The sequence below is a fragment of the Pseudomonas sp. PDM02 genome, assembly GCF_014852285.1.
Lineage (GTDB): Bacteria > Pseudomonadota > Gammaproteobacteria > Pseudomonadales > Pseudomonadaceae > Aquipseudomonas > Aquipseudomonas migulae.
On sequence record NZ_JACVBL010000003.1, the window covers coordinates 273,865 to 296,006 of the forward strand.

The window sequence follows — 22,142 nt, forward strand, 5'->3', positions numbered from 1 at the left end:
GTGCCATGGATAAGCAGCGCCAGGAAACCGACCAGGTGGCCGCGGCGATAAATGAGATGTCATCGGCGGCACAAGAAGTATCGGCCAGCGCACAAAACGCTGCCGACGCAGCCGTCGAAACTGACAGGCAGTCCCGACATGCGAGGCAAATAGTCAATGGCAGCATGACTCGAATTCAGGCACTCACCGTGGAGCTTGATGAGAGTGGTATCTCCATGAAGAGCCTTCAAAGCGATGTGACTTCTATCGTCACCGTGCTGGATGTGATCCGCTCGATTGCCGAGCAGACCAATCTCCTGGCACTCAATGCGGCTATCGAAGCCGCTCGTGCCGGTGCTGCCGGGCGAGGGTTTGCGGTGGTTGCCGATGAAGTACGCGCGTTGGCCAGTCGTACTCAGCGCAGCACCCAGGAAATCCAGGCGATGGTTGAGCGACTCAAGGGCACGACTGATGGCGTGGTCAGTGCGATGCATCAATCCACCAAAGCGGCTCAAGGCGCTAACGCTCAGGCCGATCAGGCGGGTGAGTTCCTGGGCAACACTGTCGAACTGATCGCGACCATCAACGCGATGAACGCACAAATCGCGAGCGCTGCGGAGGAACAGACCTCAGTGGCTGAAGAAATCAACCGCGGGGTGCATCAGATCGCGCGGGCCATTGATTCCGTTGCCAACCAGACCAAGAGCGGGGTCAAGACCGTCGATGAGCTGTATATGATCGGCAATCGTCTGCAAAGCTTGCTGGGGCAATTCAAGATTTGATGCCGTGTTGCAGGCGACGGGGGAGCAGGGCGGTTCTACAGGTCTTTCACATCACTCAATGCTCATGGGCATGTGAATGGAGGGTCAGGGCGCCCGGTACCTTGGTGCGCTCGAGCCCCCCCACGTTCCAGCCACCGAAGAGTCTGCACATAGGCACGCTGCAGCAAAGACTCGGTCTGGTCAAAGTTGAACACCGAGACATCCACAGGGCACAACGGCGGGACGATGTGCAGGCTGGTGACAGCGCGGAAGTGTTCGATGTCGCTCACCAGTTGACGCATGCTCATCAGGTTGACGGTGTGCAGGGCCAAGGCGACCAGGCCCCGGGGCGGTTGTGTCAGGGCGCAACTCACGCCGGTGGGGATGACCACGACGTTGGTGGCTCCCAAGGATACGGCCGTCGAAATAGGTGTATTGCTTGCCACGCCGCCATCAACCAGGAACTGATCGGCGATTTGCACGCAGGGGAACACCAGCGGAATGGCAGCGCTGGCCAGCAACGCCTGCTCGAGGTTGCCACTGGACAGAACCGTCTCGGCACCACTGAGCAGATCGGTGGTGACGATGTGCAGAGGCAGCGTCGCTTCTTCGATGCGATGAATGGGAAGTGCCTGCCCCAGCAATCGGTGTAACGCCGCTGGCTGCAACAAAAAGCCACGCCGTTTGATCAGTCCTTTGCAGGTGTCGATCCAGGAAAGGGGAAAGATGTCAGTTTTACTCAGCCCACGCCAAAATCCGGCGAGCGCCTCGACGCCCTCGGAGTCGGGCCTTGCGGCAAAGTAGGCACCGTTGATAGCGCCTACCGAAGCGCCGACGACCATGTCGAATCGAACATCGGCCTCGACCAGGGCCCGCAACATTCCCACCTGCACCGCACCCAAACTGCCGCCGCCAGCGAATACGATTGCGGTTTTGGTGACCATGGTCGAAGTCTCTGTGCGGAGATGTATCGAATGAGTGTAGCTGACGGGGTGGCGCTGAATTCCGTGAAGGCAGACTACGGAGTCATCTTCTCCAACCGATGCGCCTGCACCGGTTGGATGGAACGTGCCTATAGAAGAGGGATCAGCTGTTGGCTACCTTCGTCGAGGTAGTAAACCGGTAATGGATTGTCACGCTGGCGCATGTCGATATCAGACTCACAGGTGGCGCGCTCGGGCTACTTGCGTTGAAGACTGGACGCGTAAGGTGTCGCGTCATTTAATGGCTGTGCAGTCACGATGACTGATGGGAAATGCTCAGAAGCGTTGAGGTTCGCCGCTTTCGATAAGGGGCAACAGGAAGAAATGATGATCGCCTGACCCTCAGTCAGCACGCTCTAACGTCGATCACCAGAGAACAAAAAAAAACAATGAATAGCCTGAACTCTAAAGATTCGAACGGTCAGTTGGCACAGGGTTTCAAGCCGCGCCATGTCACTATGCTTTCCATCGCGGGGATTATCGGAGCAGGTTTGTTTGTCGGGTCGGGACATGCCATCGCTGCCGCCGGTCCGGCGGTATTGCTGGCGTATCTGTTCTCCGGCCTTTTAGTCGTTCTGGTCATGCGCATGCTGGGCGAAATGGCGGTTGCCAACCCGGACACCGGATCCTTTTCCACCTATGCAGACCAGGCAATCGGGCGTTGGGCGGGCTTCACCATCGGCTGGCTGTATTGGTGGTTCTGGGTGCTGGTGATCCCCATCGAGGCGCTCGCGGCCGGGCATGTATTGAACCAATGGTTCCCACAGATCGATACCTGGTTGTTTGCCTTGCTGTCGATCATCCTGCTGGTCGTGACCAATCTCTTCAGCGTGTCCAAATACGGCGAGTTCGAATTCTGGTTTGCGATGGCCAAGGTCGTGGCGATCATCGGGTTTATCGGCCTTGGTTTTGCGGTGCTGATGGGGTGGATTCCCGAGCGGGAAGCCAGCGGGTTGAGTCGACTCATGGACGAATATGGCGGGTTTGCGCCCAACGGTTTGTCAGCGGTCGTCGGCGCATTCATCACCATCATGTTCAGCTTCATCGGTACGGAAGCGGTGACCATTGCGGCCGCCGAATCCAGCAACCCTGCGCAGAACATCGCCAAAGCCACACGCTCGGTGATCTGGCGGATCGGGGTGTTCTACTTGCTGTCCATTTTCGTGGTCATTTCCGTGGTGCCCTGGAATGATCCGTTGTTGGCGTCTGTCGGCTCTTACCAGCGGGCACTGGAGCTGATGAACATTCCCCATGCCAAGTTGCTGGTGGATGTGGTGGTGTTGATTGCCGTGGCCAGCTGCATGAACTCGTCGATCTATATTTCCTCGCGCATGTTGTTTTCGCTGGGCAAGCGCGGTGATGCACCGAAACCATTGAAGGTGACGTCGTCGGCGGGTGTGCCGAGGGCAGCGGTGATCGCCAGCACCGTGCTGGGTGCCGGAGTGACCTTGTTCAGCTACTTCATGCCCGCTGGTTTATTCCAGTTTCTGCTCGCCAGCTCTGGCGCCATTGCGTTGCTGGTGTACCTGGTTATCGCCGTGTCGCAATTGCGCATGCGCAGGATTCTGCGTCGGCAGAACGTCACGCTGACCTTCAAGATGTGGTTGTTTCCCTGGCTCACCTGGTTCGTCATCGCCTTCATCAGCGCAGCGTTGGCGGTGATGATGGTGACGCCCGAACACCGTATGGAGGTTTCTTCGACCATCGTCCTGGCGCTGGTGATTTCCTTTATCGGCCTTGTGACCACGCGTCACCACGGGCAGCCGCAGAGGGTGGCGGCGGCGGAAAGTGCATAGCCGCTTCAGCGTAAACCTGCTTGCGATCTTATAAGTACGCGAGCAGTGGTGGGGCGGTAAAACCGCCCGCGCCACGGGCCATTACCGCTCACTGGGAGAATAATCTTCGATGGCATATGACACCCCCAGGGCCGTTTCTCCCCAAACCATTGGTTTTTTGCTGCTGGACCAATTCACTTTGATTTCTCTGGCCTCTGCTGTAGAGCCGCTACGAATGGCCAACCAGCTGACCGGTCAGGAGCTGTATCGCTGGCACACTTTCAGTTTGGGAGGCGAGCAGGTATGGGCAAGCGACGGCATGCCGATCACTCCGGATGCATCGATCAATAACGCACCGATGCTTGATACCGTGATTGTCTGCGGAGGCATCGGCATTCAAAGCGCCGTGACCCGGGAGCACGTTGTCTGGTTGCGAGCCCAGGCGCGACGCTCGAAGCGGATCGGGGGCGTGTGCACAGGCAGTTGGGCCTTGGCCCAGGCAGGCTTGCTCGACGGGTTCGATTGCAGCGTGCACTGGGAATTTCTGGCCGCCATGCAGGAAGCTTTTCCGCGCGTGAACCTCAGCTCCAGTTTATTCACTCTCGACCGGGACCGCTTCACCAGCTCCGGTGGAACCGCGCCAATGGACATGATGCTGCACCTGATCAGTCGCGATCATGGTCATGAACTGTCAGCGGCCATTTCCGAGATGTTCGTCTACGAGCGAATCCGCACCGAGCAGGATCACCAACGAGTGCCCCTCAAGCACATGCTCGGCACCCATCAACCGAAGTTGCAGGAAATCGTCGCCTTGATGGAGGCCAATCTGGAAGAGCCGATCGAGCTCGACGAACTGGCGAGTTATGTTGGCTTGTCCCGTCGACAGCTCGAGCGGTTGTTTCAGAAATATCTACATTCCTCGCCGTCGCGGTATTACCTCAAATTGCGCCTGATCCGCGCACGTCAGTTGCTCAAGCAAACGCCGATCTCCATCGTAGAGTTGTCGGTGGTGTGCGGCTTTGTGTCCACCCCCCATTTCTCAAAGTGCTATCGCGAGTGTTTCGGCATTCCACCCAGCGATGAGCGCCTGGTGGCGCAACCGCAAGTGGCAGCAAGTCCGACTCTGCAAGTACTTCCGCCGACAAGGCCGATGAATTTGCTGGATCAGGCGCGTGATGAGTCAACGTTCGCAAGTATCAAGATTATGAAACCCTGAACAAGCGAGCTGGCGTCATTCCAGACACCCGCAAATTAAATACCTCCCATTTCCTTAAGCACAGTGGGGCGGGCTGTGGAGCATCGTACTTTGTATGGTGCTGTACACGGGCGTCACCGAGTTGCTCGGAGCCAATTGCACGGCAAGCCTGATGAGCATGTTCCCGAGGCAGGCGGGGGCGAGTGTCGCCCTGGGTACTTCGGTGCAATTCGCCACCGGGGCGCTGGCCAGTCTGTGGGTCAGTCACCTGGCTGATGGCACTTCATGGCCCATGTGCCTGGTGGTGGGAAGCTGCGGGGTTGGCTGCCTGATTGCGTATGGCATCTCGATCCACGCGCCTGTCAATCAGGACGCCCATGCCGACACGCTAGAACAACATTAGAGAACAAATTCTGGCTGCCTTCTTCATGTATAGGCGTTTTTCCAACGCCTATACATGAACCCGAGAAACCGGTTACTGAAGGGTATTGCTGATGGCGTCAAAGGCGACCATGTCGTCGATAACCTCACCACCGGTGGGTTTGGTCTGTGCTTGCCACACTACAATCACCACATTTTTGGTCGGGTTGATGTAGAAGTACTGACCAAAAGTGCCTGCAGCAGTAAAGGCTTTATCGGCCTTGGATGCATCGGTCCAGCCTGGCCACCACATGTTGGCAAAGTCACCGTAGGCCGCATCTGTGCCAGTGGTCGCGCTGGCGAAGCTCATCCAGTCTTCAGGCAGCACTTGCTGTGCACCGGCCTTGCCGCCGCTGAGGAAAAACTGGCCAAAACGCCCGTAATCTTCAAGGGTTGCACTGATGCCGCTACCGCCCACTTCATTGCCATTGGGGCCGTCGAGCCACCATTTGGCATCGGTTTGCATGCCATAGGGAACCCAGATCTTTTCGCTCAGGTATTGCGTCAGTGGCTTGCCCACGGCGGCGCTGACCAGTTGTCCCAAGACTTGCGTTTCACCGGTGCTGTAGTTGGTGCGAGTGCCAGGAGGTGCAGCGGTAGGCAGGCTTGCCATGAACTTGAGGAGCGATCCAGGCACTTGTTCGATTCGCTGCTTGATCAACTGTCGTTCGTCTGATGTTGGATCAGTGTATTTCTCGTTCCATTTGATTCCGGAGCGCATGGACAGAATTTGACGTACGGTGACCTGGTCGTATCCGCTACCGGCCAGCGCGGGTAAATAGTGGGTGACTTTGTCATCAAGGCTTTTGATGGCGCCGTCCTGCAATGCAGCGCCCACGAGGGTAGAGGTGATAGATTTCGCCACCGACATCGACATCCAGCGGGTGTCGGCGGTATTACCTTTTTCGTATCGCTCAGTCACGATTTTACCGTCCTTGAGCACCAACAGGCCTGTTACCCGATTCAGCGCAACGTAGTCATCGAGACTGTAGCGCTTGCCTTTATAGTCAAAGGCAACCGGGCCGAGTGGCGTGCCGCTGCACGGTAACGGGAAAGGGTGGCTGCCCGCCTTGATGGCCCGCACAGGAAACAAACGATCAGTATTGCGAAAGGTAGTGACGGCCAGGTCCTCGCTGAGATTGCCGTCATAAATGGCCTGCACTTCGCCAATCGGCTCCAGCGCAGGTTGTTGGTAGGACTTCGTGGGACCAGGAGTGGCCGCCCAGGCGGTCAACGATAGCGCGAGTGTCGAAACACACACCACCACTTGAAGATGGCTGCGCTTAACGAGCGATGGATGGCGAGGGAGCATTGGCATAAACACCTTCCTATTGTTTCTTGTTGTTTTGTCAGGGGGAAGTTTGCAAGGTGGAAATTTTTTGGGCGCGTGGGATCGGGCCTGATCACGCGCAGAATCGGGCCATGGATAAGAGGCAAGCGTCGACATTGGCTCCCAGGCCGCAGTCGCGCTGAGGAATGTGCCACCTCAACGCGAGAGCTTTCATGGTTGATTGATTGGCCTGGTGAGAAAGCGCTCTAACGCACTGCCGCCACCAGTTCCAACTCCAGCAATCCGCTGCCTGGAAGCCCGGCGACGCCCAGTGCAGAGCGCGCGTGTTGCCCGCGCTCGCCAAACAACTCGATCAGCAAACGCGAAGCTTCGTCGAGAATTTTTGAGTATTCCTGGTAACCGTCCTCGGCATAGACAAATCCGCGTACGAACAGAATCCGCTCGACGCATTCCAGATCACCGATCGCTTGCTCAAGCGCACTCAAAGCCCGCAACACACAGGTGCGAGCAGCCAGGATCAAGGTTTCTGCAGGCATGTCTGCCCGAGCCGGACCTTTGATTACACTGTCGGCCAGTCGACACACCTGCCCGCTGACATAGGCCACACCACTGTGGATCACCACCGGCACGTAGTCACCTTTGGGGGCAGGGGCATCGGGCAATTGCAGGCCCAACAGCGTCAGTCTCTCTCGAATGCTCATGGGTTCACCTGCGCAAAACTCACCGGCCCGCCGAGCCACAATCCCTGGATCTGCTCCTGAGCATCCCGGCGAAAGCGCAACGATATCTCCGAAGGGCGGCCCATAGCCCGGCCCTGACGAACACGCACCGGGCGCTCATCAGCACTCACCAGGCCGTTTTCCAGCAACCCAAAGGCCAAGGCAGCGGCCGCAATACCGGTGGCCGCATCTTCGGGATAGCCGGAGGATTTTGGAAACTGTCGTGCGTCGAATTGTCGAGTGGCGAGGTCCAGTGCTGCGTAGGGGTACAAACCGGTTGAGCCGATGCGCTCGCACAATTGCTCAACCCGTCGGAAGTCGGGTTTCAGTCCATCCAGCACCGCTACGCTCTTGAGCGGGATCAGGGTTTTCACCCGGCTGGTGGCCGCGTTCTGGATGGGTAGCGGAGCCAACTCATTGGAGCTGATGCCTAGCACCGAGAGGATTTCCGCTTCGATGTCCGGGGACGAGAGCGTTTCGACCTGACCTATGGGCTGGGTGATTTCGATCTGTACGCCACCATCCCCATCGCGCGTGACCCGCGCGTCCACGCGTCCACTCAAGGTCCAGATCGACAGTTGATCCTTAGGCAACATCCCCAGTCGGTCCAGCAGCCAGACGGCGCCGACCGAGGCATGTCCACACATCTCCATTTCGTGGTTCGGCACCCAGAAACGGAAGCTGAAGTCATAGTCGGTTCCGGCCGGTGGCGAACAGACGAAGCCGCATTCGTGACCATAAGCCTGGGCCACTGCCTGCATGTCGGCAGCGCTCATACCGTCGGCGCGAGCAACGGTTGGTGCCGGGTTGCCGCCGTTTTCCGCAGCAGGGAATACATTGACCAGATGAACTTGCGGGGTCATTTCTGCGCTCCTTGAGCGTCCGATAAAACGGGTGCAACTGCATCGACGATGGCATTGGTAAATACTGTGTGCGGATCAAGGCTGACCGGTTCCGCTTCAACAGCGTTCATGAAACTGATGTTCTTCTGGACGCCCGACAACTCGACCCTTGGCGTGGCCGGGTAAGAGGGCAGTGACGCTGCCCATGCCGAATCGAAAATCGGCGCGGCGGTGTGAGCGAAGTACGGCCGCACGGCTTCCCGAGCCTTGTCCGGATCGGTGGCGATCAGTTGCTCGGCGCGCCACAGAGCCTTCACCATTTTTCGTGCGGTGTCGGTGTTACTGGCCAGCCAGTCTTCCCGAGCAATCATCGCTGTAAAGAGGAAACCGTTGAGCGGCGGATATTCACCCTTGGCCAGGTCCATCAGCACAAATCCCCCTTGCTGTTCGGCGGTGGTGATAGTCGGTGGTGACAGCGAAAAACCATTGATGCTGCCCTGGGAAAACGCCGCCAGCATGTTCGGCGCGCCGCCAATCGGCATGATGGTCAGGTCTTTGTCCGGACTCAGGCCTGCGTCCTTGGCCAGATAGCGAACCAGCATATCGGTGGTGCTGCCGGGACCGGTGACACCGATTTTCAATCCTTTCAAGGCTTGTGCCCGGGCAGTCAGCGGTGACGCCGCGGATACGCCCGCATTCTTGGCAGATGCCGCATCGATCACCACCGTGCTGCCGAACTGGGTTTGCACTGAGGCGAATGCCTGGACATTCTGGCCCTTGGTGCGGGCACGAATCGCCACGGCAGGCAGGCCGACATAGGCGTCGGCATCACGTCCGAGCACAGCGGTAAGCGCCGCAGAACCGCCTTTTTGGAAGACGATGACTTCGATGTCGAGCCCTTCTTCGGCGAAATAGCCGAGCTTCTGCGCGACATAGATCGGCACATACAAGAAGCCTTCACTGGGAAACGCCAGTTTGACCTTGGTCAACTCGGCGGCCTGAGTCGCGAACCCACAGAGCAATACGCTGGCGAACGCGGTCGCCGTTACTAGACGTTTGAACATGATGGAACTCCGGATAATCAAATCGTAGGTGTGCTCAAACCGCCACTTCACGTTCGGCGTCGTTGGCTTTCCACGGCATCAAACGGCGTTCGGCCAGCTTGACCGCGGTATTGAGGATCAGCGCCAGGGCAATGATGCCCACCAGCGCAGCGAACACACCGGCGGTGTCAAACTGCGAAGCCGCATCGGAGAGCAAGTAGCCGAGCCCGCGATTGGCGGCGATGATTTCACCCACCAGTGCGCCGATCAGTGCGTACGGCACCGACAGGCGCAATCCGGTAAACACCCAGGTGAACGCGGAGGGGATGACCACCATGCTCAACAAATCACGTTCGCGGGCGCCCATCAGGCGCAGGATGGTCAACTGCTCGCGGGACACGTTGCGCACACCGCTGTAGGTATTGAGGAACACCAGGAAGAACACCACTGCTGCGGTCAGTATGACTTTCATTGGCAAGCCGATGCCGAACCAGAGGATAAACAATGGCGCGAGAGCGACCTTCGGCAAGCTGTAGAACGCGGTGAAGAAGGGGTCGAGGATGTCGGCCAGGACTTTGGCCCGTCCTAACAGCAGACCAGCAGCGAGACCGGCGACCGAGCCGAAGAAGAATCCGAGTACGGCTTCCAGCGTGGTAATCCCTGCGTGGTAGAAAAACACGCCGTTGAGCAGGATCTTCCACAAACTGGCCGCCACGGCAGAAGGCCGGCTGATGAAAAACTCGACGCCGAACCAACGGGAAATGCCTTCCCACAGCACCAGCAGAAACACCAGGAACAGCAAGCGATAGACCTGAATCATAGGGCCTCCAGAGAGTGAGCCAGCGAGGAAGGATCGGCGGCACCGGCGATGTCTGGGGCCAGGCGCTGCCAAAGGGCGGCGCAGAGTTCGACGTAGTGCGGATCGGAACGCAGTTGCACCAGATTGCGTGGCTGCGCCAGTGACACCTCAAGGATGTGATCGATGGTGCCGGGACGTCCGGCAAAGACCACGCAGCGATCGGCGAGGGCGATGGCTTCGTCAACATCGTGGGTGACGAACAGCACGGTTTTTTTCAGTTTCTTGCACAGTCGCAACAGTTCGGTTTGCAGCGTGAGGCGCATCTGCGCGTCGAGGGCTCCAAACGGTTCGTCCATCAGCAAAGTCTCAGGATCGCTGGCCAGCAATCGGGCCATCGCAGCACGTTTTCGCATGCCACCGGACAGTTGGTTCGGGTAGCTGGCACCGAAACCCGTCAGCCCAACCAGCGCCAACAGTTCCTCGACGCGCACGTCGATTTCACGCTTGCCCAGGCGCCGGATCTGCAACGGTACGGCGATGTTGCCGGCGACTGTGCGCCACGGCAGCAAGTGGTCAGCTTGGGTCATGTAGCCGACGCGGGTGTTCACGCCTTTGACTTCGGCGCCGTCGTAATGAACCCGACCTTCGGTAGGACCGAACAGCCCCGCGGTCATGTTCAACAACGTCGATTTGCCGCACCCGGACGGGCCGACCAACGTAATGATTTCGCCGCGCTGGATCTCAAGCGATACATTGCGCACGGCCACAAACTGGCGGCCATCGACCTTAAAACTCTTCTGCACATCAGCGAAAATGATAAAGGGTTCTTGCCTCACGGCCCCATCCTCTTGTTGTTTTATCAGGGCTCAGGATGCAGGGCGGATGAATTCCGGGCGCACGGGATCGGGCCTCATCATGCGCGAGATCGGGCCATGGATAATCGGGAGGGTTTACCGGTTGGTGTTACGGCGAAACTCGTCAGGCGAGCAGCCCTGCGCGCGTCGGAAAACCTGGGCCAGGTGGGAAGGGGACTCGTAGCCGACACTGTTGGCAATCTCCAGCACCGACATGCGCGTGTGCTGCAGCAGGTTCTTCACTCGCTCCAGGCGCATGCGCTGAACGCAGGCCAACACGGATTCGCCAGTGTGTTGGGCAAACAAGCGGGTGAGGTGGCGTCGTGAAACATGAAAGGCTTCAGCGATCTCGTCCAATCCCGGAGACTGTTCAAGGTTGCCATCCAGATAGCGCTGAACATCACGCACCAATGCCGCACCATGACGTTCGGTCGAAGAACGTTGCAGGCTTGGCTGGCTCAGGGAAATCGCCAGGCATTCCAGGAGCAGCAAGTGGTCGGTCTGGGTGATTTGCCGACGCCGATCCACGTAGCGATCCGGTTGACTGAAGGCCTTTTTCGCCAGTAATAGATGATGAAACGGTGCCGAGGCGTGCCAGATACCCAACGTCGGTACTCGCAACAAACGATTGGCATCACCGGACAGATCACGCAGGGCATAGCTCATGTAATCCGGGTCGACATAGAACGCAACATGTCCCTGGCTCACTGTCATTGACGATGAGGAATGGCTCCACTGGGGGGGGACCAATACGAACTGTCGGTCAACTATCGACGTCGAACGGCCGCTTTGTTCGTCCTTGAATCGCAACAAACCATGTTCCGGCACCATGATCATGAATTCATCATGCTCATGGGCAGCGGTTTCATAGGCTCCATTGGAGTTGAAGACGCTGTAGATTTCACGCATTGGCCGCACCGGATCGCGTCAGTCAGGTGCAAATACTAATACGCGGCGGAGGGAGAAATCTCAAGATTGGAAAAAACCAGCAATTACTACCCGCCCGTCTCAGAAGGATTTGCGATCCCCTGCAACGAAAAGGTCGCGGTCTTCCATGCTTTCTCACTCGTGGCGCTGTGCAACATACCCGCCCGTCACCCCCAACAACCCGGCCCGCACTAACCCGAGGTTGCGTTGTCAGTATTTCACGCCTAGCGACGAGGATCGTTTCTGATTAGCGGCACGTCAGACTACGTCTATTTTTTTCCAATGCCTGAGGGCAAAAAGCTCGCGATGGATTGCGTCTTGGACCGACTCTTCCTTTTGCGGGCGACACTCTATGGGTTTGCTTCTCGATCCACGGCATGACATTGATGCCGCGTTATTAAGCTATCGCCGTGTGTTCTGGTCGTTGGCGCTGTTCAGTGGTGTGATCAACCTGCTGGTGCTGGTGCCGTCGCTCTACATGATGCAGGTGTACGACCGGGTCCTGACCAGTCGCAACGAAACCACCTTATTCATGCTCACCTTGATCGCCCTGGGACTGTTCATGTTCAGCGCCCTGATCGAGTGGGCACGCGGCGAGGTGATGATTCGCATGAGCGCCGGGCTGGACGAGGCCCTGGGCGAGCGGATTTTCGATGCCGCCTTCGCCCGCAGCCTGCGTGAGCACAACGCGAACCCGGCGCAGGTGCTCACCGATCTGGCGACACTACGGCAGTTAATCACCGGCCAGGGCCTGATCGCCTTGCTGGATGCACCGTGGTTGCCCATCTTCGTGCTGGTGGCGTTCATCTTTCATCCTTGGTTCGGCGTGCTGACGCTGGTTCTCGCGCTGGTACTGATCGGCCTGGCGCTGTGGGGCGAGTTAGCGACTCGCACACGCCTGGACGAAGCCAATCGCCTGGGCGTGCAGTCGTCGATCTATGTAAACAGCACGCTACAAAATGCCGAAGTCATCCGGGCTCTGGGCATGCTCGGGCCGTTGCGCCAGCGCTGGAGCCTGCTGCAGCAACGCATCATTGCCGCCCAGTCCCATGCCAGCGACCGCGGCGCGCGTATCACCGCGACGACCCGCTTCGTGCGCATCTCCGGACAGTCGCTGGCCCTGGGCCTGGGGGCGCTGCTGGTACTGGAAGGCCAATTGTCTGCGGGCATGATGATTGCGATGTCGCTGCTGCTGGGGCGTGCCCTGGCTCCCGTGGAAATCGCCATTGGTTCGTGGAAGCAATTCAACTCTGGACGTCAGAGTTACCAGCGCCTGAGCCAACTGCTTGCTCAGCAACCGCGCGAGCGCCTGCGCATGCCGTTGCCACCGCCCACCGGCGCGCTGCGCCTGGATCAGGTGTATGTCGGCCCGCCCGGCGCCTCGCAACCGATCCTGAGGGGCATCAATTTCAGCCTGACCAAAGGTGATGTGCTTGCCGTCGTTGGCCCCAGCGCCAGTGGTAAATCAACGCTGGCCAAGGCGCTGGTCGGGGTATGGCCGGCCATGGGCGGGTCGGTGCGCCTGGACGACGCCGAGATCAGTCAATGGTCCCACGACGCCCTGGGCCCGCACCTTGGATACCTGCCGCAGGACATCGAACTGTTCGACGGCAGTGTGGCCGACAACATTGCCCGCTTCGGCGAGCAGGACGCCGACAAGATCATCGCCGCAGGGTGTCACGCCGGCATTCACGAGATGATCCTCAAATTCCCCAAGGGTTACGATACGCCGCTGGGCCCCGGAGGGCTTGGCTTGTCCGGTGGACAAAAGCAACGCCTCGGCCTGGCTCGCGCGCTCTATGGGCACCCTTCGCTGATCGTGCTCGATGAACCCAACTCCAATCTCGATGAAGCCGGAGAGGTGGCGCTGGTGCAGGCCATCAATGCGCTCAAGGCTACTGGCAGCACCGTGGTGCTGATTACCCACCGGCCAAATGTGCTGGCAGTGGTTGATCACATCCTGGTGCTCAAGGACGGTACTCAACATGCATTCGGTCCAAGGGATCGGTTGCTCAAGGCATTGAGACCGGGGTCAAGACCGGCCGCGGTCAGGGAGGCTGGCGGAGATGCGTGATCTGACCCCAGAGGCACAAACGTACAGTGAGCATGGGCTGAGTGCGCGCGGCACCACAGTGCAGCCACGCGCCAGCACCGACGCCGGGGGCGCGGCACGCTATGGTGTGGGTTTCCTGGTCCTGACACTGGGCGGTTTCCTGCTCTGGGCCTGTCTGGCGCCACTCGACCAGGGTGTCGTGGGCAGCGGCACCGTGGTGGTGGCGGGCGAACGCAAGGCTGTGCAGTCGTTGGTCGGTGGGGTGGTAGAAAAGCTGCTGGTCAGCGAAGGCGAGCGCGTCACCCAGGGACAGTTGCTGGTCCAGCTCAATACGGTGCAGGCGCAGGCGCAACGGGACGTGACTTTGGGCAAGTTGCTCAATGATCGTAGCGTCGAGGCGCGGTTGATCGCCGAGCGCCTGGGTTCAGCCGAGATCCAATGGCCCGTTGAACTGCTGGAGCGTGCCGACGAGCCGCGGGTCAAGGCCGCCATGGCCTTACAGCGCCAGCTGTTTCTGACCCGCCGTGCAGAACTGGGCAGCCGTTTGCAGATCATCGAACACGAAGCCGCGGCCTTGCAGCAGCAATTGCTCGGCTACGAGGGCGTCAAGCGCAACTACGACGCGCAGATGCACTTCCAGCAGCAGGAGCTGGAAGGCCTGCGCAATCTTGCCCGTGAAGGTTACATTCCGCGTAACAAACTGCTCGAGGCCGAGCGCAATGCAGCCCAATTGGCTGGACAGATTTCCTCCGGAGTGGGCGATGTTGGCAGGACCCGCCAGGCGATCAGCGAAAGCCGGCTCAAGGCCTTGCAGGCGCAGCAGGAATTTCGCCGCGATGCCGAAACGCAGCTCAGCGAAGTCTCTGCCGAGGCGGCCGGTTATGCCGATCAGATTCATGCCTTGCAGTTTGAAGTCGACAACGGCGCGATCCGTGCGCCGGTATCCGGACAGGTCATGGACGTGAGCATTCACACGGTCGGGGGCGTTGCGCAGGCTGGCCAAACCCTGATGCAGGTGGTACCGCTGGATGCGCCGATGGCGATCACCGCGCGTTTCGAGCCGCTGATGGCCAATAAGCTACGCCCGGGTTTGCCGGTGCATGTGCATTTCACTGCCCTGCAACGGGTGGATACGCCGACGGTCACCGGCACTGTGACTACGGTGTCGGCGGACCAGTTGATCAATGAACAGACGCACCAGCCGTACTTTTCCGTCAAGGTTGAAATTCCCGCCGACACCGTCGCCTCGCTGCAGGCCGCTGGTCTGCTGGTGCGCCCCGGCATGCTCGCCGATGTCACGGTGGTGACGGGGGAACGCACCTTGATGAATTACCTGATGAAACCTTTGCGTGAGCGCTTGCTTGCGGCCTTCAAAGAAGAATGAGCGTGAAGCCAGTCCTGCGCTGGCAGCGCGACTGGCCGTGGTGAATTGTGGCGAGGGATAAATCCCCTCGCCACATTAGTCTGTGTGGGTCTTTGATTTTCAGGCACCGAAAAAACCCTGCGGGAGCGAGCCTGCTCGCGATGACGGCGGTACGTTCAGCATGGAAGCTGATTGACCGACCGCTATCGCGAGCAGGCTCCCTCACATCAGGTCAGGCTGTGAAATCGCTGGCCTGCAGCTCCTTGACGCCCACCATCTCGAATTCGAACTCGGGGGTGACGTCGGCGTTGACGCTGCCGGAGAGGATGCCGTCGGCAAAGCGTAGTTGGCCAGTGGCGTTGGTGGGGTCGAAGGCGTTGCTGCCAATGAACATGAATGCGTCGACGGTGGCGGTCAGCGGGTTGGCGTCCAGGCTGGTGAAATCCAGATGATCACCCTCAGTGGTCTTGAAACCGCTAATCACATCGCGTAAAGCCCCGACGCCCATGTCCGACAGCGCTCCAAACGCGTAGGTGTCCGCGCCGGTGCCGCCGGTGAGGTTGTCGGTGCCTGCGCCGCCGATCAGTCGGTCATCGCCCGAACCACCCACCAGGGTGTCGTTACCGGCACCACCGTTCAGGATATTCGCGGCGCTGTTGCCTGACAGACTGTCGGCGTTGGCGCTTCCCGTCACGTTTTCGAGGAATTTCAAGGTGTCGAGCCCCGACCCCGCGGTGTTTTGTTGTGCGGACGTCGACAGGTTTACAGTAACGCCCGCCAGGGCCCGCTCGAAGGACACTGTGTCGTTGCCATCGCGTCCGTCCAGCACATTGTTGCCGGCACCGGCGAACAGCGTGTTGTCCAGCGCATTGCCTGTCCCATTGGCGGCTCCAGCGCTATCGACATACAGATTCTCGACGTTGCTGCCGAGGGTATATGCCGCCAGGCTGCTGTGTACGTTGTCGACTCCTCCAGGCACCGCATTGCTGTTGGTCTCGATCGCGGTGTCGTCGACATTGTCGACATAGTAGGTGTCGTCACCATCGCCACCGCTCATGCTGTCGGCCCCTGCGGCACCATCGAGCACGTTGTCGGCAGCATTGCCGGTGATGAAGTTACGCCGCTCATTGCCGGTGCCGTCGATTTCCGATACGCCGGTGAGCACCAGATTCTCGAGATTGGCGCCCAGCGTCCAGCTGACCGAGGCCTGCACGGTATCGATCTGCGCGGTCGAGGTGTTGGTTTCCTCCACACTGTCGAACGCGTTATCGACCACGTAGATGTCGTTGCCATCGCCACCGGTCATTGTGTCGGCGCCCAAGTCGCCATCCAGTGTGTCGTTGCCCGAGCTGCCCACCAAGGTGTCCGCTTGATCAGTGCCGGCAATCATCCCGCCCTGGTTCTGAGCGTTGTCGAAAATGGCCTGCACGCTGTTGTTGTCGGTGGGATCGCCCTGGAAGCCCAGGTCATTGGCAATGTAATCGGCCAGGCGTTGGCCAACGATTTCCGCTGATTCCTCGTGCAGGTGCCAGACGTCATCGGGATAGACCAGCGGATCGACTTCGTAGCGCAAGGGCAGGTCGGTGTAGTCCACCGCCAGCTTGACGTCGGCGCGCTCGGCGGCGATGGCCTCCTGGGTGGCGCGGACATAGCCAACCCCCGCAACGATTGAGGCAATCTTCTCTTCCGAATAACCACGGGCACGCGCAGCGTCCTGCTCGTAGTGACCGGTTTCCATCATGTACACGCTGAAGTTGCCGAACTGGGCATGCAGGTAATCAAACACATTCAGGGTCGCGGCCTTGTAGGCCGATGCTGCTGCGGCTTTGTCCGTGGAGCGGCCAATCTCCTGAGCGGCTTCCTCGCCCTGGCCCCAGATGATGCCCATGGTGACGTTATCGATGGATTTGAGTTCGGTGAGCTGGTCCTGCAGCAACGCCACGGCACGCAACAGTGCAGGCCCGGGTTGGTTAGTGTCGGTCAGCCACCAGCACAACTTGAGTTCCTCGGCGCCCAAGGTCGACAGGCCATTGACCGTGCTGCCACCCACCGCGATGTCGATGCCATTGCCATCGGCGTCGGTGAACTGGCTGCGCACGTCATAGGGGGTGTAGCGGTCCAGGTCTTTTACCAGCATCGAGGTGCCGGATTGATCGTCGTCCTCCGTCATGCGCAAAAGGCGCGCATTGGATTGGCCGAGAGTGGGCAGGTAGAGGATGTCTTGCTGGGCGCGCTCGCCGAACACGAAATCACTGGCGGTCAGGGTGTTGAGGTAGTTGCCGTTGAGGGCGATTTCAAAGCGATTGCCATCGGCGTCGGCCTCGGTGGATTTGATGTAGGTCTTGTCGCCGGCCGCGTTGAGAGTCATGTACAGCGTGCCATTGCTGCCATCGCCGAGGCCGAGAATACCCAGCGCTGAAACGTCGATCTTGTCGACGCCCGCGGTGAAGTCGTAGACCGTGTCGGTCGCCGTGACACCACCGGCGTCGTAGTCGCGGTAACTGTCGAGTACGTCGGTGTAGCGGAAGGCGTCGGCCCCGTCGCCTCCGTACAGCGAATCGCGTCCGCCGCCGCCGTCGACGATGTCCGCGCCTGTGCCGGCCTTGATGGTGTCGTTGCCACCGAGGCCGAGGATCAGGTCGGCGCCCGCCGTGCCGTTGAGGCTTTCGGCGTTGTTGCTGCCAGTGATGGTGTTGGCGGGCGCATCGGCTACCACCAGGGCGAAGCTGTCGCTGACCGACGCACCAGAAGGATCGGTGGCCTTGACCAGGACGTTGTAATTGCCCGACGCCGTGCTGATCGGCGTGCCGGAGAACGCCAGGCTGGTGGCGTTGAAACTCAGCCAAGCGGGCAGGGCGCTGCCGTCGGCGAGGGTCGCAGTGTAGGTCAGCACATCCTGGTTGGCGTCGGTGAAACTGTCGTGGGTGACGGTGTAGTTGAACGGAGAACTTTCGGTGGCGTTCTGGTCGAGAAGGGGGATGGCCACCACCGGCGCAACATTGCTGGGAGTGTTCTGGTCCGCGAAGACAAAATGATTGGCCGTCAGGCTGTTCACCAGGTTGCCCGCCAGAGACACTTCGAAACGGTTGCCATTGGCGTCGGCGGTGAGATCCTTGAGGTAGGTGCGGTTGCTCGAAGCGCTGTAGGTCACTTGCAGCGTGCCGTTCAGGCCATTGCCCAAGGCCGTGTAGCCGAGCGCCGAGACATCGATTTTGTCGGTGGTCACGTCGAAATCGAGGATCTGGTCACTGGCGCTGGTGGAAGCGGTGCGGTAGCTGTCGAGTTTTGAGGTGTAGCGGAATACATCGGCGCCCGCGCCGCCGGTGAGTTTGTCCGCGCCGGTGCCGCCGACCAGAATATCGTTGCCGGCGCCGCCATTAAGGGTGTCGTTACCAGCGCCACCGAACAGTTGTTCGTTGGCAGCGGTGCCCGTCAGCGTGTCGTTGTTCGGTGTGCCATTAATCACAGTGGGTGCAGCGGGTACGTCCTGTACAGCCAGCGTAAAACTGTCGCTGACGGTTGCGTTGCTGCCATCGGATGCAGTGACCTTGATGGAGTAATTGCCCGATGCCGTGTCGTTGGGCGTGCCGCTGAAACTACGGGTAGCGGTGTCGAAGGTCAGCCAACCGGGCAGGGCGCTGCCATCGGCCAGTTGGGCGGTGTAGCTGAGGCTGTCGTTATCCGCATCGGTAAAACTGGTGGCCGGCACGACGTAGCTGAACGGGGTGTTTTCGGTGGCGCTCTGATCCAGCAACGCCGTTGCCACCACCGGCGCGTGATTGACTGTTGGCGAAGTGGCAAAGACAAAATTGGCGCTGGTCAGCTTGTCGAGATAATTGCCGTCCAGCGCTACCTCGAAACGGTTGCCATTGGCGTCGGCGGTCAGGGTTTTGATGTAAGTCTTGGTACCGGCAGTGTTGAGCACCAGGTACACGGTGTTGTTTTTGCCGTCACCCAGGCCGGTGAAACCCATGGCCGAGAGATCGATCTTATCGGCGGCGATATTGAAGTCAGTGATCAGGTCGCCAAGGTTGGCGCCGCCGGTGTTGTAGTTGCGGTAACTGTCCAGGCGGTTGGAGAACACAAAGGTGTCCGCCCCGGCGCCACCGGTTAGGGTATCCATGCCGGCGCCGCCGTCAATTTTGTCGTCGCCTGCACCGCCGCTGAGGCTGTCGTTGCCCGCCAGACCGAGCAGGGTGTCAGCCGAATCGCTACCCACCAGCGAATCGCTGCCGCTGGTGCCGGTGACCACCCGATTGAAAATGAAGTTGCTGGCGGTAAGGGTGCTCGCCAGGTTGCCGGACAGAATCAACTCGAAGCGATTGCCGCTGACGTCGGCATCGTAGTCCTTGATGTAGGTGCGGTCGTTGCCGGCGCTGTAGCTGACCTGCAAGGTGCCACCACGGCCATTGCCCAGGCCGGTGAAACCGAGGCCAGCGAGGTCGATCTTGTCCTGGGTGACGTCGAAGTCGGTGATGGTGTCATCGAAGCTTGCGGTTGCGTTGCGGTAACTGTCGGACTGGGCGACGAAACGAAACGTATCGGCACCCGTGCCGCCGGTGAGTTTGTCGATGCCCGCACCGCCCACTAGAGTGTCGCCACCGGCCCCACCATTGATAGTGTCGTTGCCGGCTGCGCCATAGAAAATTTCGCTGGCCGCGCTGCCCAGCAGAGTGTCGTTGCCAGCCGTGCCCTGCACGGTAGTCATTGGCACCGTGGCGCTGACGTAACTGCCGTCACCATAGACCAGTGTGGCGCCTTTGCTGGTATGGCTGATGGTGTTGCCGATGATGGCGTTGCGATCGGTGCCGTCTTCATTGCGCTCTGCAACACCGTAGGTCGACAGGTTGCTGCCGCTGATGATATTGCCCTGGATTGTGTTGTCGCTGCCGTTGAAGTACTTGCCGGACACGCCCAGCGTGTCGTCGTAGGACTGGATGATGATTTCCGGTACGGGGGCGCCCAGAGAGTTGTTGTTGAGTGTGTTGTCGATGATCTCGACATGGTTACTGCCGTAGATGCGGATCCCGGCGCTGGCGTTGTCGTGAATATCGACACCACTGACGGTTACATCGCTGGACAGCTTGACCAGCACGCCTTCAGCGCCGTTGCCGTACACCTCGCCACCGGTGATGGTGATGTTGCTGGGGGAGGGGATGTCCTCGCTGCCGCGCTGCACCACGATGCCACTTCCGCCATTGTTGTAGGCAACGTTGTTGCTGAGGGTAAAGTCGTGGGTGCTGGTGACGACGTTGAAACCGTGGCGGTCATTGTCGTAGGCGACGTTGTTTTCGAAGGTGCTGTCGCTGAGAAAGTCCGCAACGAAGCCGTCCAGGCCATTGCCGTGGGACACACTGTTCTTGATGACCATGTTGACGGTCTGCTCGTGGGGGTCGAAACCGTACCCGGAGCAATCCTTGATCTCGACGCTGTCGAGGGTGACGTTGGAGTCGTAACCTTCCTGACCGGGAATGTAGCCATTGAACCAGCCGTCGATCTTGCCGGTGGTGTTGTCGCGGTTACCGTCGATAGTGAGGTTGCTGACGCCAAAGTCATGGGTTTCTTCGCCATAGGCCGAGCGGATGACCCCCGTGATTTTGGTGTCGGAGCCGTCAGCCACCTTAACGGTCGTATCGCCCATGCCGTCGCCGTACAGATAGACGTTGCTCTTGAGCATCAGGCAGCCGTCGGAGGGTTCTTCACCTCCCGAAACAATATATGTCCCGGTCGGCATATACACCTGCCCACCGCCTGCAGCGGCCGCCGCATCAATCGCACTTTGTATCGCTGCCGTGTCGTCTGTGATGCCATCTCCTTTGGCGCCATAATTTTGCACATTGAAAATCATCAGCTTATCTCCGTATCGGGTAAGAACCTCGCTAGACGCCAATATTCCATCGACGACCACCGTGTTAGGACCCAGCGGAGTGCAAAAGTTGTGACCGCATATCGGGAGAGTGTCAAAAATCAGGTTTTACTGATCTGCGGTTGTGAAGTGTTTCAAAAAAGTAACGCTTTGTTGACGCTTGCACAGATTGCGAGCGATGCCTTTTGGGAGCGACTTGCTTGCGGTGTTCATAAGCGGCTGGCCCCCTGGATTCTGAGACCCGTTAGCCGGAAACCGGGTTAAAGTGTTCATCAATCTCTGTTCATAAGGACCCTCCACTCGATTCGCTAGTCGCGCCAAGCGGTTCCAGCGAACGAGCCGGGCCAAAAAACCGTATATCAATCGTTATGTGAAGAATGAATCGTTCGCTATTTGTTTCTCTAGATGGGCCCAAGGGAACCGGCAAAACCACACTGTTGGAGGCCGTTACGAAAGTACTGAGGGCAGACAACAAGAAGGTGATCCGACTTTGCGAGAAAAAAAGCGATCCCTTCAGGGGTGAAACAATGACCCTCGTTAACAAACTCGTCAGAAATTCCAGCAGGGATTTGGAGTTGGCGGTTTGTGAGCGCTTTGCTGATAGCCGTACCTGGATTTCCCGGCACGTGCTGGCTAAACAGCCACCAGACAGCATCATCTTGATCGATCGCTGGTACCCGTCAGATGCCGCGTTTCGCCGGACAGTCCCGTTTGCAGAGATTCTACAGTTGAACATTGATCGAAACGTGCGAGTGCCAGACCTGCATGTCGGGGTTGTCACCGCGCCTGATATTTCATGGGCGAGAGCAGCGGCACGACGGCGTGGACTGAGCAGTACTGTGATCCATAAGCTGGAAGAACATGTCGCTTGTACCGAGGCGTTCGAGCGAGCGATTGCAGATCACGGCTGGGTTTTATGCCGTAATGAAGGAACGATCGAAGACGCAACGATGCAGGTAGTTTCTGAGATCTATAGAGTCCTTTAGCCTCTATTAGATTTTGTTGCAGCGCCAAAGCTGCATCGACTGGACTATTAGCGGTCATTCGCCTGCTCAGCGGGACACGGACGGCCATTGCATGAGATCGGGGTAGAGCTGGGTGCTATCAAAAGTCGTCTAGAATAGAAACCGCACGTAAGGGTTCTGTGCGGGGCTCAGGGTTTCTGCCAGTCTCCCAGTGATTCCGGGAATTTGGTTGAAAACCTTGAACCCGCAGTTTAACTTCTGTTTAGAGGAGCTCGACTTAAGCTCTCTTGAGAGAACACTCGTCAAC

General features: G+C 59.0%; 15 protein-coding genes and 1 pseudogene. 7 read left to right on the forward strand and 9 right to left on the reverse strand.

The window, feature by feature from the left end; genetic code table 11:
• Positions 1–5 precede the first annotated feature (5 nt).
• Positions 6–761, forward strand: coding sequence for a methyl-accepting chemotaxis protein (locus tag IB245_RS29345; protein WP_411737426.1), 756 nt, complete (start codon positions 6–8; stop codon positions 759–761).
• A 55-nt stretch (positions 762–816) separates the two neighbouring features.
• Here IB245_RS29345 and IB245_RS07610 read toward each other — a convergent pair.
• Positions 817–1,684 (reverse strand): annotated as a pseudogene (locus IB245_RS07610) (patatin-like phospholipase family protein).
• A gap of 428 nt (positions 1,685–2,112) precedes the next feature.
• Here IB245_RS07610 and gabP point away from each other — a divergent pair.
• The 3 genes from gabP to IB245_RS07625 all read left to right on the forward strand — a co-directional run bounded on the left by gabP (position 2,113) and on the right by IB245_RS07625 (position 5,096).
• Positions 2,113–3,519, forward strand: coding sequence for a GABA permease (gabP, locus tag IB245_RS07615; protein ID WP_192227185.1), 1,407 nt, complete (start codon positions 2,113–2,115; stop codon positions 3,517–3,519).
• Positions 3,520–3,628: 109 nt separating this feature from the next.
• Complete coding sequence (locus IB245_RS07620; RefSeq protein WP_192227186.1) at positions 3,629–4,714, forward strand: GlxA family transcriptional regulator; 1,086 nt, start codon at positions 3,629–3,631, stop codon at positions 4,712–4,714.
• A 94-nt stretch (positions 4,715–4,808) separates the two neighbouring features.
• Positions 4,809–5,096, forward strand: coding sequence for a hypothetical protein (locus IB245_RS07625; RefSeq protein WP_192227187.1), 288 nt, complete (start codon positions 4,809–4,811; stop codon positions 5,094–5,096).
• 72 nt (positions 5,097–5,168) lie between these two features.
• Here the strand turns inward: IB245_RS07625 and IB245_RS07630 are convergent, their stop codons facing one another.
• The 7 genes from IB245_RS07630 to IB245_RS07660 form a co-directional block, all read right to left on the reverse strand.
• On the reverse strand, positions 5,169–6,431 hold the full coding sequence (locus IB245_RS07630) for a serine hydrolase domain-containing protein (RefSeq protein WP_192227188.1): 1,263 nt from the start codon (positions 6,429–6,431) through the stop codon (positions 5,169–5,171).
• Positions 6,432–6,649: 218 nt separating this feature from the next.
• Complete coding sequence (locus tag IB245_RS07635; protein WP_192227189.1) at positions 6,650–7,105, reverse strand: RidA family protein; 456 nt, start codon at positions 7,103–7,105, stop codon at positions 6,650–6,652.
• Positions 7,102–7,986, reverse strand: a complete 885-nt coding sequence (locus tag IB245_RS07640; RefSeq protein ID WP_192227190.1) for a PhzF family phenazine biosynthesis protein — start codon at positions 7,984–7,986, stop codon at positions 7,102–7,104. The genes IB245_RS07635 and IB245_RS07640 overlap by 4 nt, the downstream gene beginning before the upstream one ends.
• Entirely contained in the window at positions 7,983–9,029 is a 1,047-nt protein-coding gene (locus IB245_RS07645) for an ABC transporter substrate-binding protein (RefSeq protein WP_192227191.1), read from the reverse strand. Before IB245_RS07645 ends, IB245_RS07640 begins: the two co-directional genes overlap by 4 nt.
• Positions 9,030–9,063: 34 nt before the next feature.
• The gene (locus IB245_RS07650) at positions 9,064–9,828 is read right to left on the reverse strand and encodes an ABC transporter permease (protein ID WP_192227192.1); all 765 of its coding nucleotides are present in this window, start codon (positions 9,826–9,828) and stop codon (positions 9,064–9,066) included.
• Positions 9,825–10,643, reverse strand: a complete 819-nt coding sequence (locus IB245_RS07655) for an ABC transporter ATP-binding protein (protein ID WP_192227193.1) — start codon at positions 10,641–10,643, stop codon at positions 9,825–9,827. The genes IB245_RS07650 and IB245_RS07655 overlap by 4 nt, the downstream gene beginning before the upstream one ends.
• 114 nt (positions 10,644–10,757) lie before the next feature.
• Complete coding sequence (locus IB245_RS07660; protein WP_008041536.1) at positions 10,758–11,570, reverse strand: AraC family transcriptional regulator; 813 nt, start codon at positions 11,568–11,570, stop codon at positions 10,758–10,760.
• A 370-nt stretch (positions 11,571–11,940) separates the two neighbouring features.
• Here IB245_RS07660 and IB245_RS07665 point away from each other — a divergent pair, with 370 nt between their 5' ends.
• Together IB245_RS07665 and IB245_RS07670 are read left to right on the forward strand one after the other, a co-directional pair.
• Positions 11,941–13,662: a type I secretion system permease/ATPase gene (locus IB245_RS07665; RefSeq protein WP_192227194.1), complete on the forward strand. Its 1,722-nt coding sequence runs from the start codon at positions 11,941–11,943 to the stop codon at positions 13,660–13,662.
• Entirely contained in the window at positions 13,655–15,025 is a 1,371-nt protein-coding gene (locus tag IB245_RS07670; RefSeq protein WP_192227195.1) for an HlyD family type I secretion periplasmic adaptor subunit, read from the forward strand. Before IB245_RS07665 ends, IB245_RS07670 begins: the two co-directional genes overlap by 8 nt.
• A 211-nt stretch (positions 15,026–15,236) precedes the next feature.
• Here IB245_RS07670 and IB245_RS07675 read toward each other — a convergent pair whose 3' ends face one another.
• On the reverse strand, positions 15,237–20,852 hold the full coding sequence (locus IB245_RS07675) for a putative Ig domain-containing protein (protein ID WP_192227196.1): 5,616 nt from the start codon (positions 20,850–20,852) through the stop codon (positions 15,237–15,239).
• 395 nt (positions 20,853–21,247) lie between these two features.
• Between IB245_RS07675 and IB245_RS07680 the strand changes: the two genes are divergently transcribed.
• Complete coding sequence (locus IB245_RS07680; RefSeq protein ID WP_192227197.1) at positions 21,248–21,856, forward strand: dTMP kinase; 609 nt, start codon at positions 21,248–21,250, stop codon at positions 21,854–21,856.
• Positions 21,857–22,142 lie beyond the last annotated feature (286 nt).

Bases quoted from the DNA above. Each gene is read 5' to 3' on its own strand.
- IB245_RS29345 (WP_411737426.1), top strand. From the start codon at position 6: ATGGATAAGCAGCGCCAGGAAACCGACCAGGTGGCCGCGGCGATAAAT.
- gabP (WP_192227185.1), top strand. From the start codon at position 2,113: ATGAATAGCCTGAACTCTAAAGATTCGAACGGTCAGTTGGCACAGGGT.
- IB245_RS07620 (WP_192227186.1), top strand. From the start codon at position 3,629: ATGGCATATGACACCCCCAGGGCCGTTTCTCCCCAAACCATTGGTTTT.
- IB245_RS07625 (WP_192227187.1), top strand. From the start codon at position 4,809: ATGGTGCTGTACACGGGCGTCACCGAGTTGCTCGGAGCCAATTGCACG.
- IB245_RS07630 (WP_192227188.1), bottom strand. From the start codon at position 6,431: ATGCCAATGCTCCCTCGCCATCCATCGCTCGTTAAGCGCAGCCATCTT.
- IB245_RS07635 (WP_192227189.1), bottom strand. From the start codon at position 7,105: ATGAGCATTCGAGAGAGACTGACGCTGTTGGGCCTGCAATTGCCCGAT.
- IB245_RS07640 (WP_192227190.1), bottom strand. From the start codon at position 7,986: ATGACCCCGCAAGTTCATCTGGTCAATGTATTCCCTGCTGCGGAAAAC.
- IB245_RS07645 (WP_192227191.1), bottom strand. From the start codon at position 9,029: ATGTTCAAACGTCTAGTAACGGCGACCGCGTTCGCCAGCGTATTGCTC.
- IB245_RS07650 (WP_192227192.1), bottom strand. From the start codon at position 9,828: ATGATTCAGGTCTATCGCTTGCTGTTCCTGGTGTTTCTGCTGGTGCTG.
- IB245_RS07660 (WP_008041536.1), bottom strand. From the start codon at position 11,570: ATGCGTGAAATCTACAGCGTCTTCAACTCCAATGGAGCCTATGAAACC.
- IB245_RS07665 (WP_192227194.1), top strand. From the start codon at position 11,941: ATGGGTTTGCTTCTCGATCCACGGCATGACATTGATGCCGCGTTATTA.
- IB245_RS07670 (WP_192227195.1), top strand. From the start codon at position 13,655: ATGCGTGATCTGACCCCAGAGGCACAAACGTACAGTGAGCATGGGCTG.
- IB245_RS07675 (WP_192227196.1), bottom strand. From the start codon at position 20,852: ATGATTTTCAATGTGCAAAATTATGGCGCCAAAGGAGATGGCATCACA.
- IB245_RS07680 (WP_192227197.1), top strand. From the start codon at position 21,248: ATGAATCGTTCGCTATTTGTTTCTCTAGATGGGCCCAAGGGAACCGGC.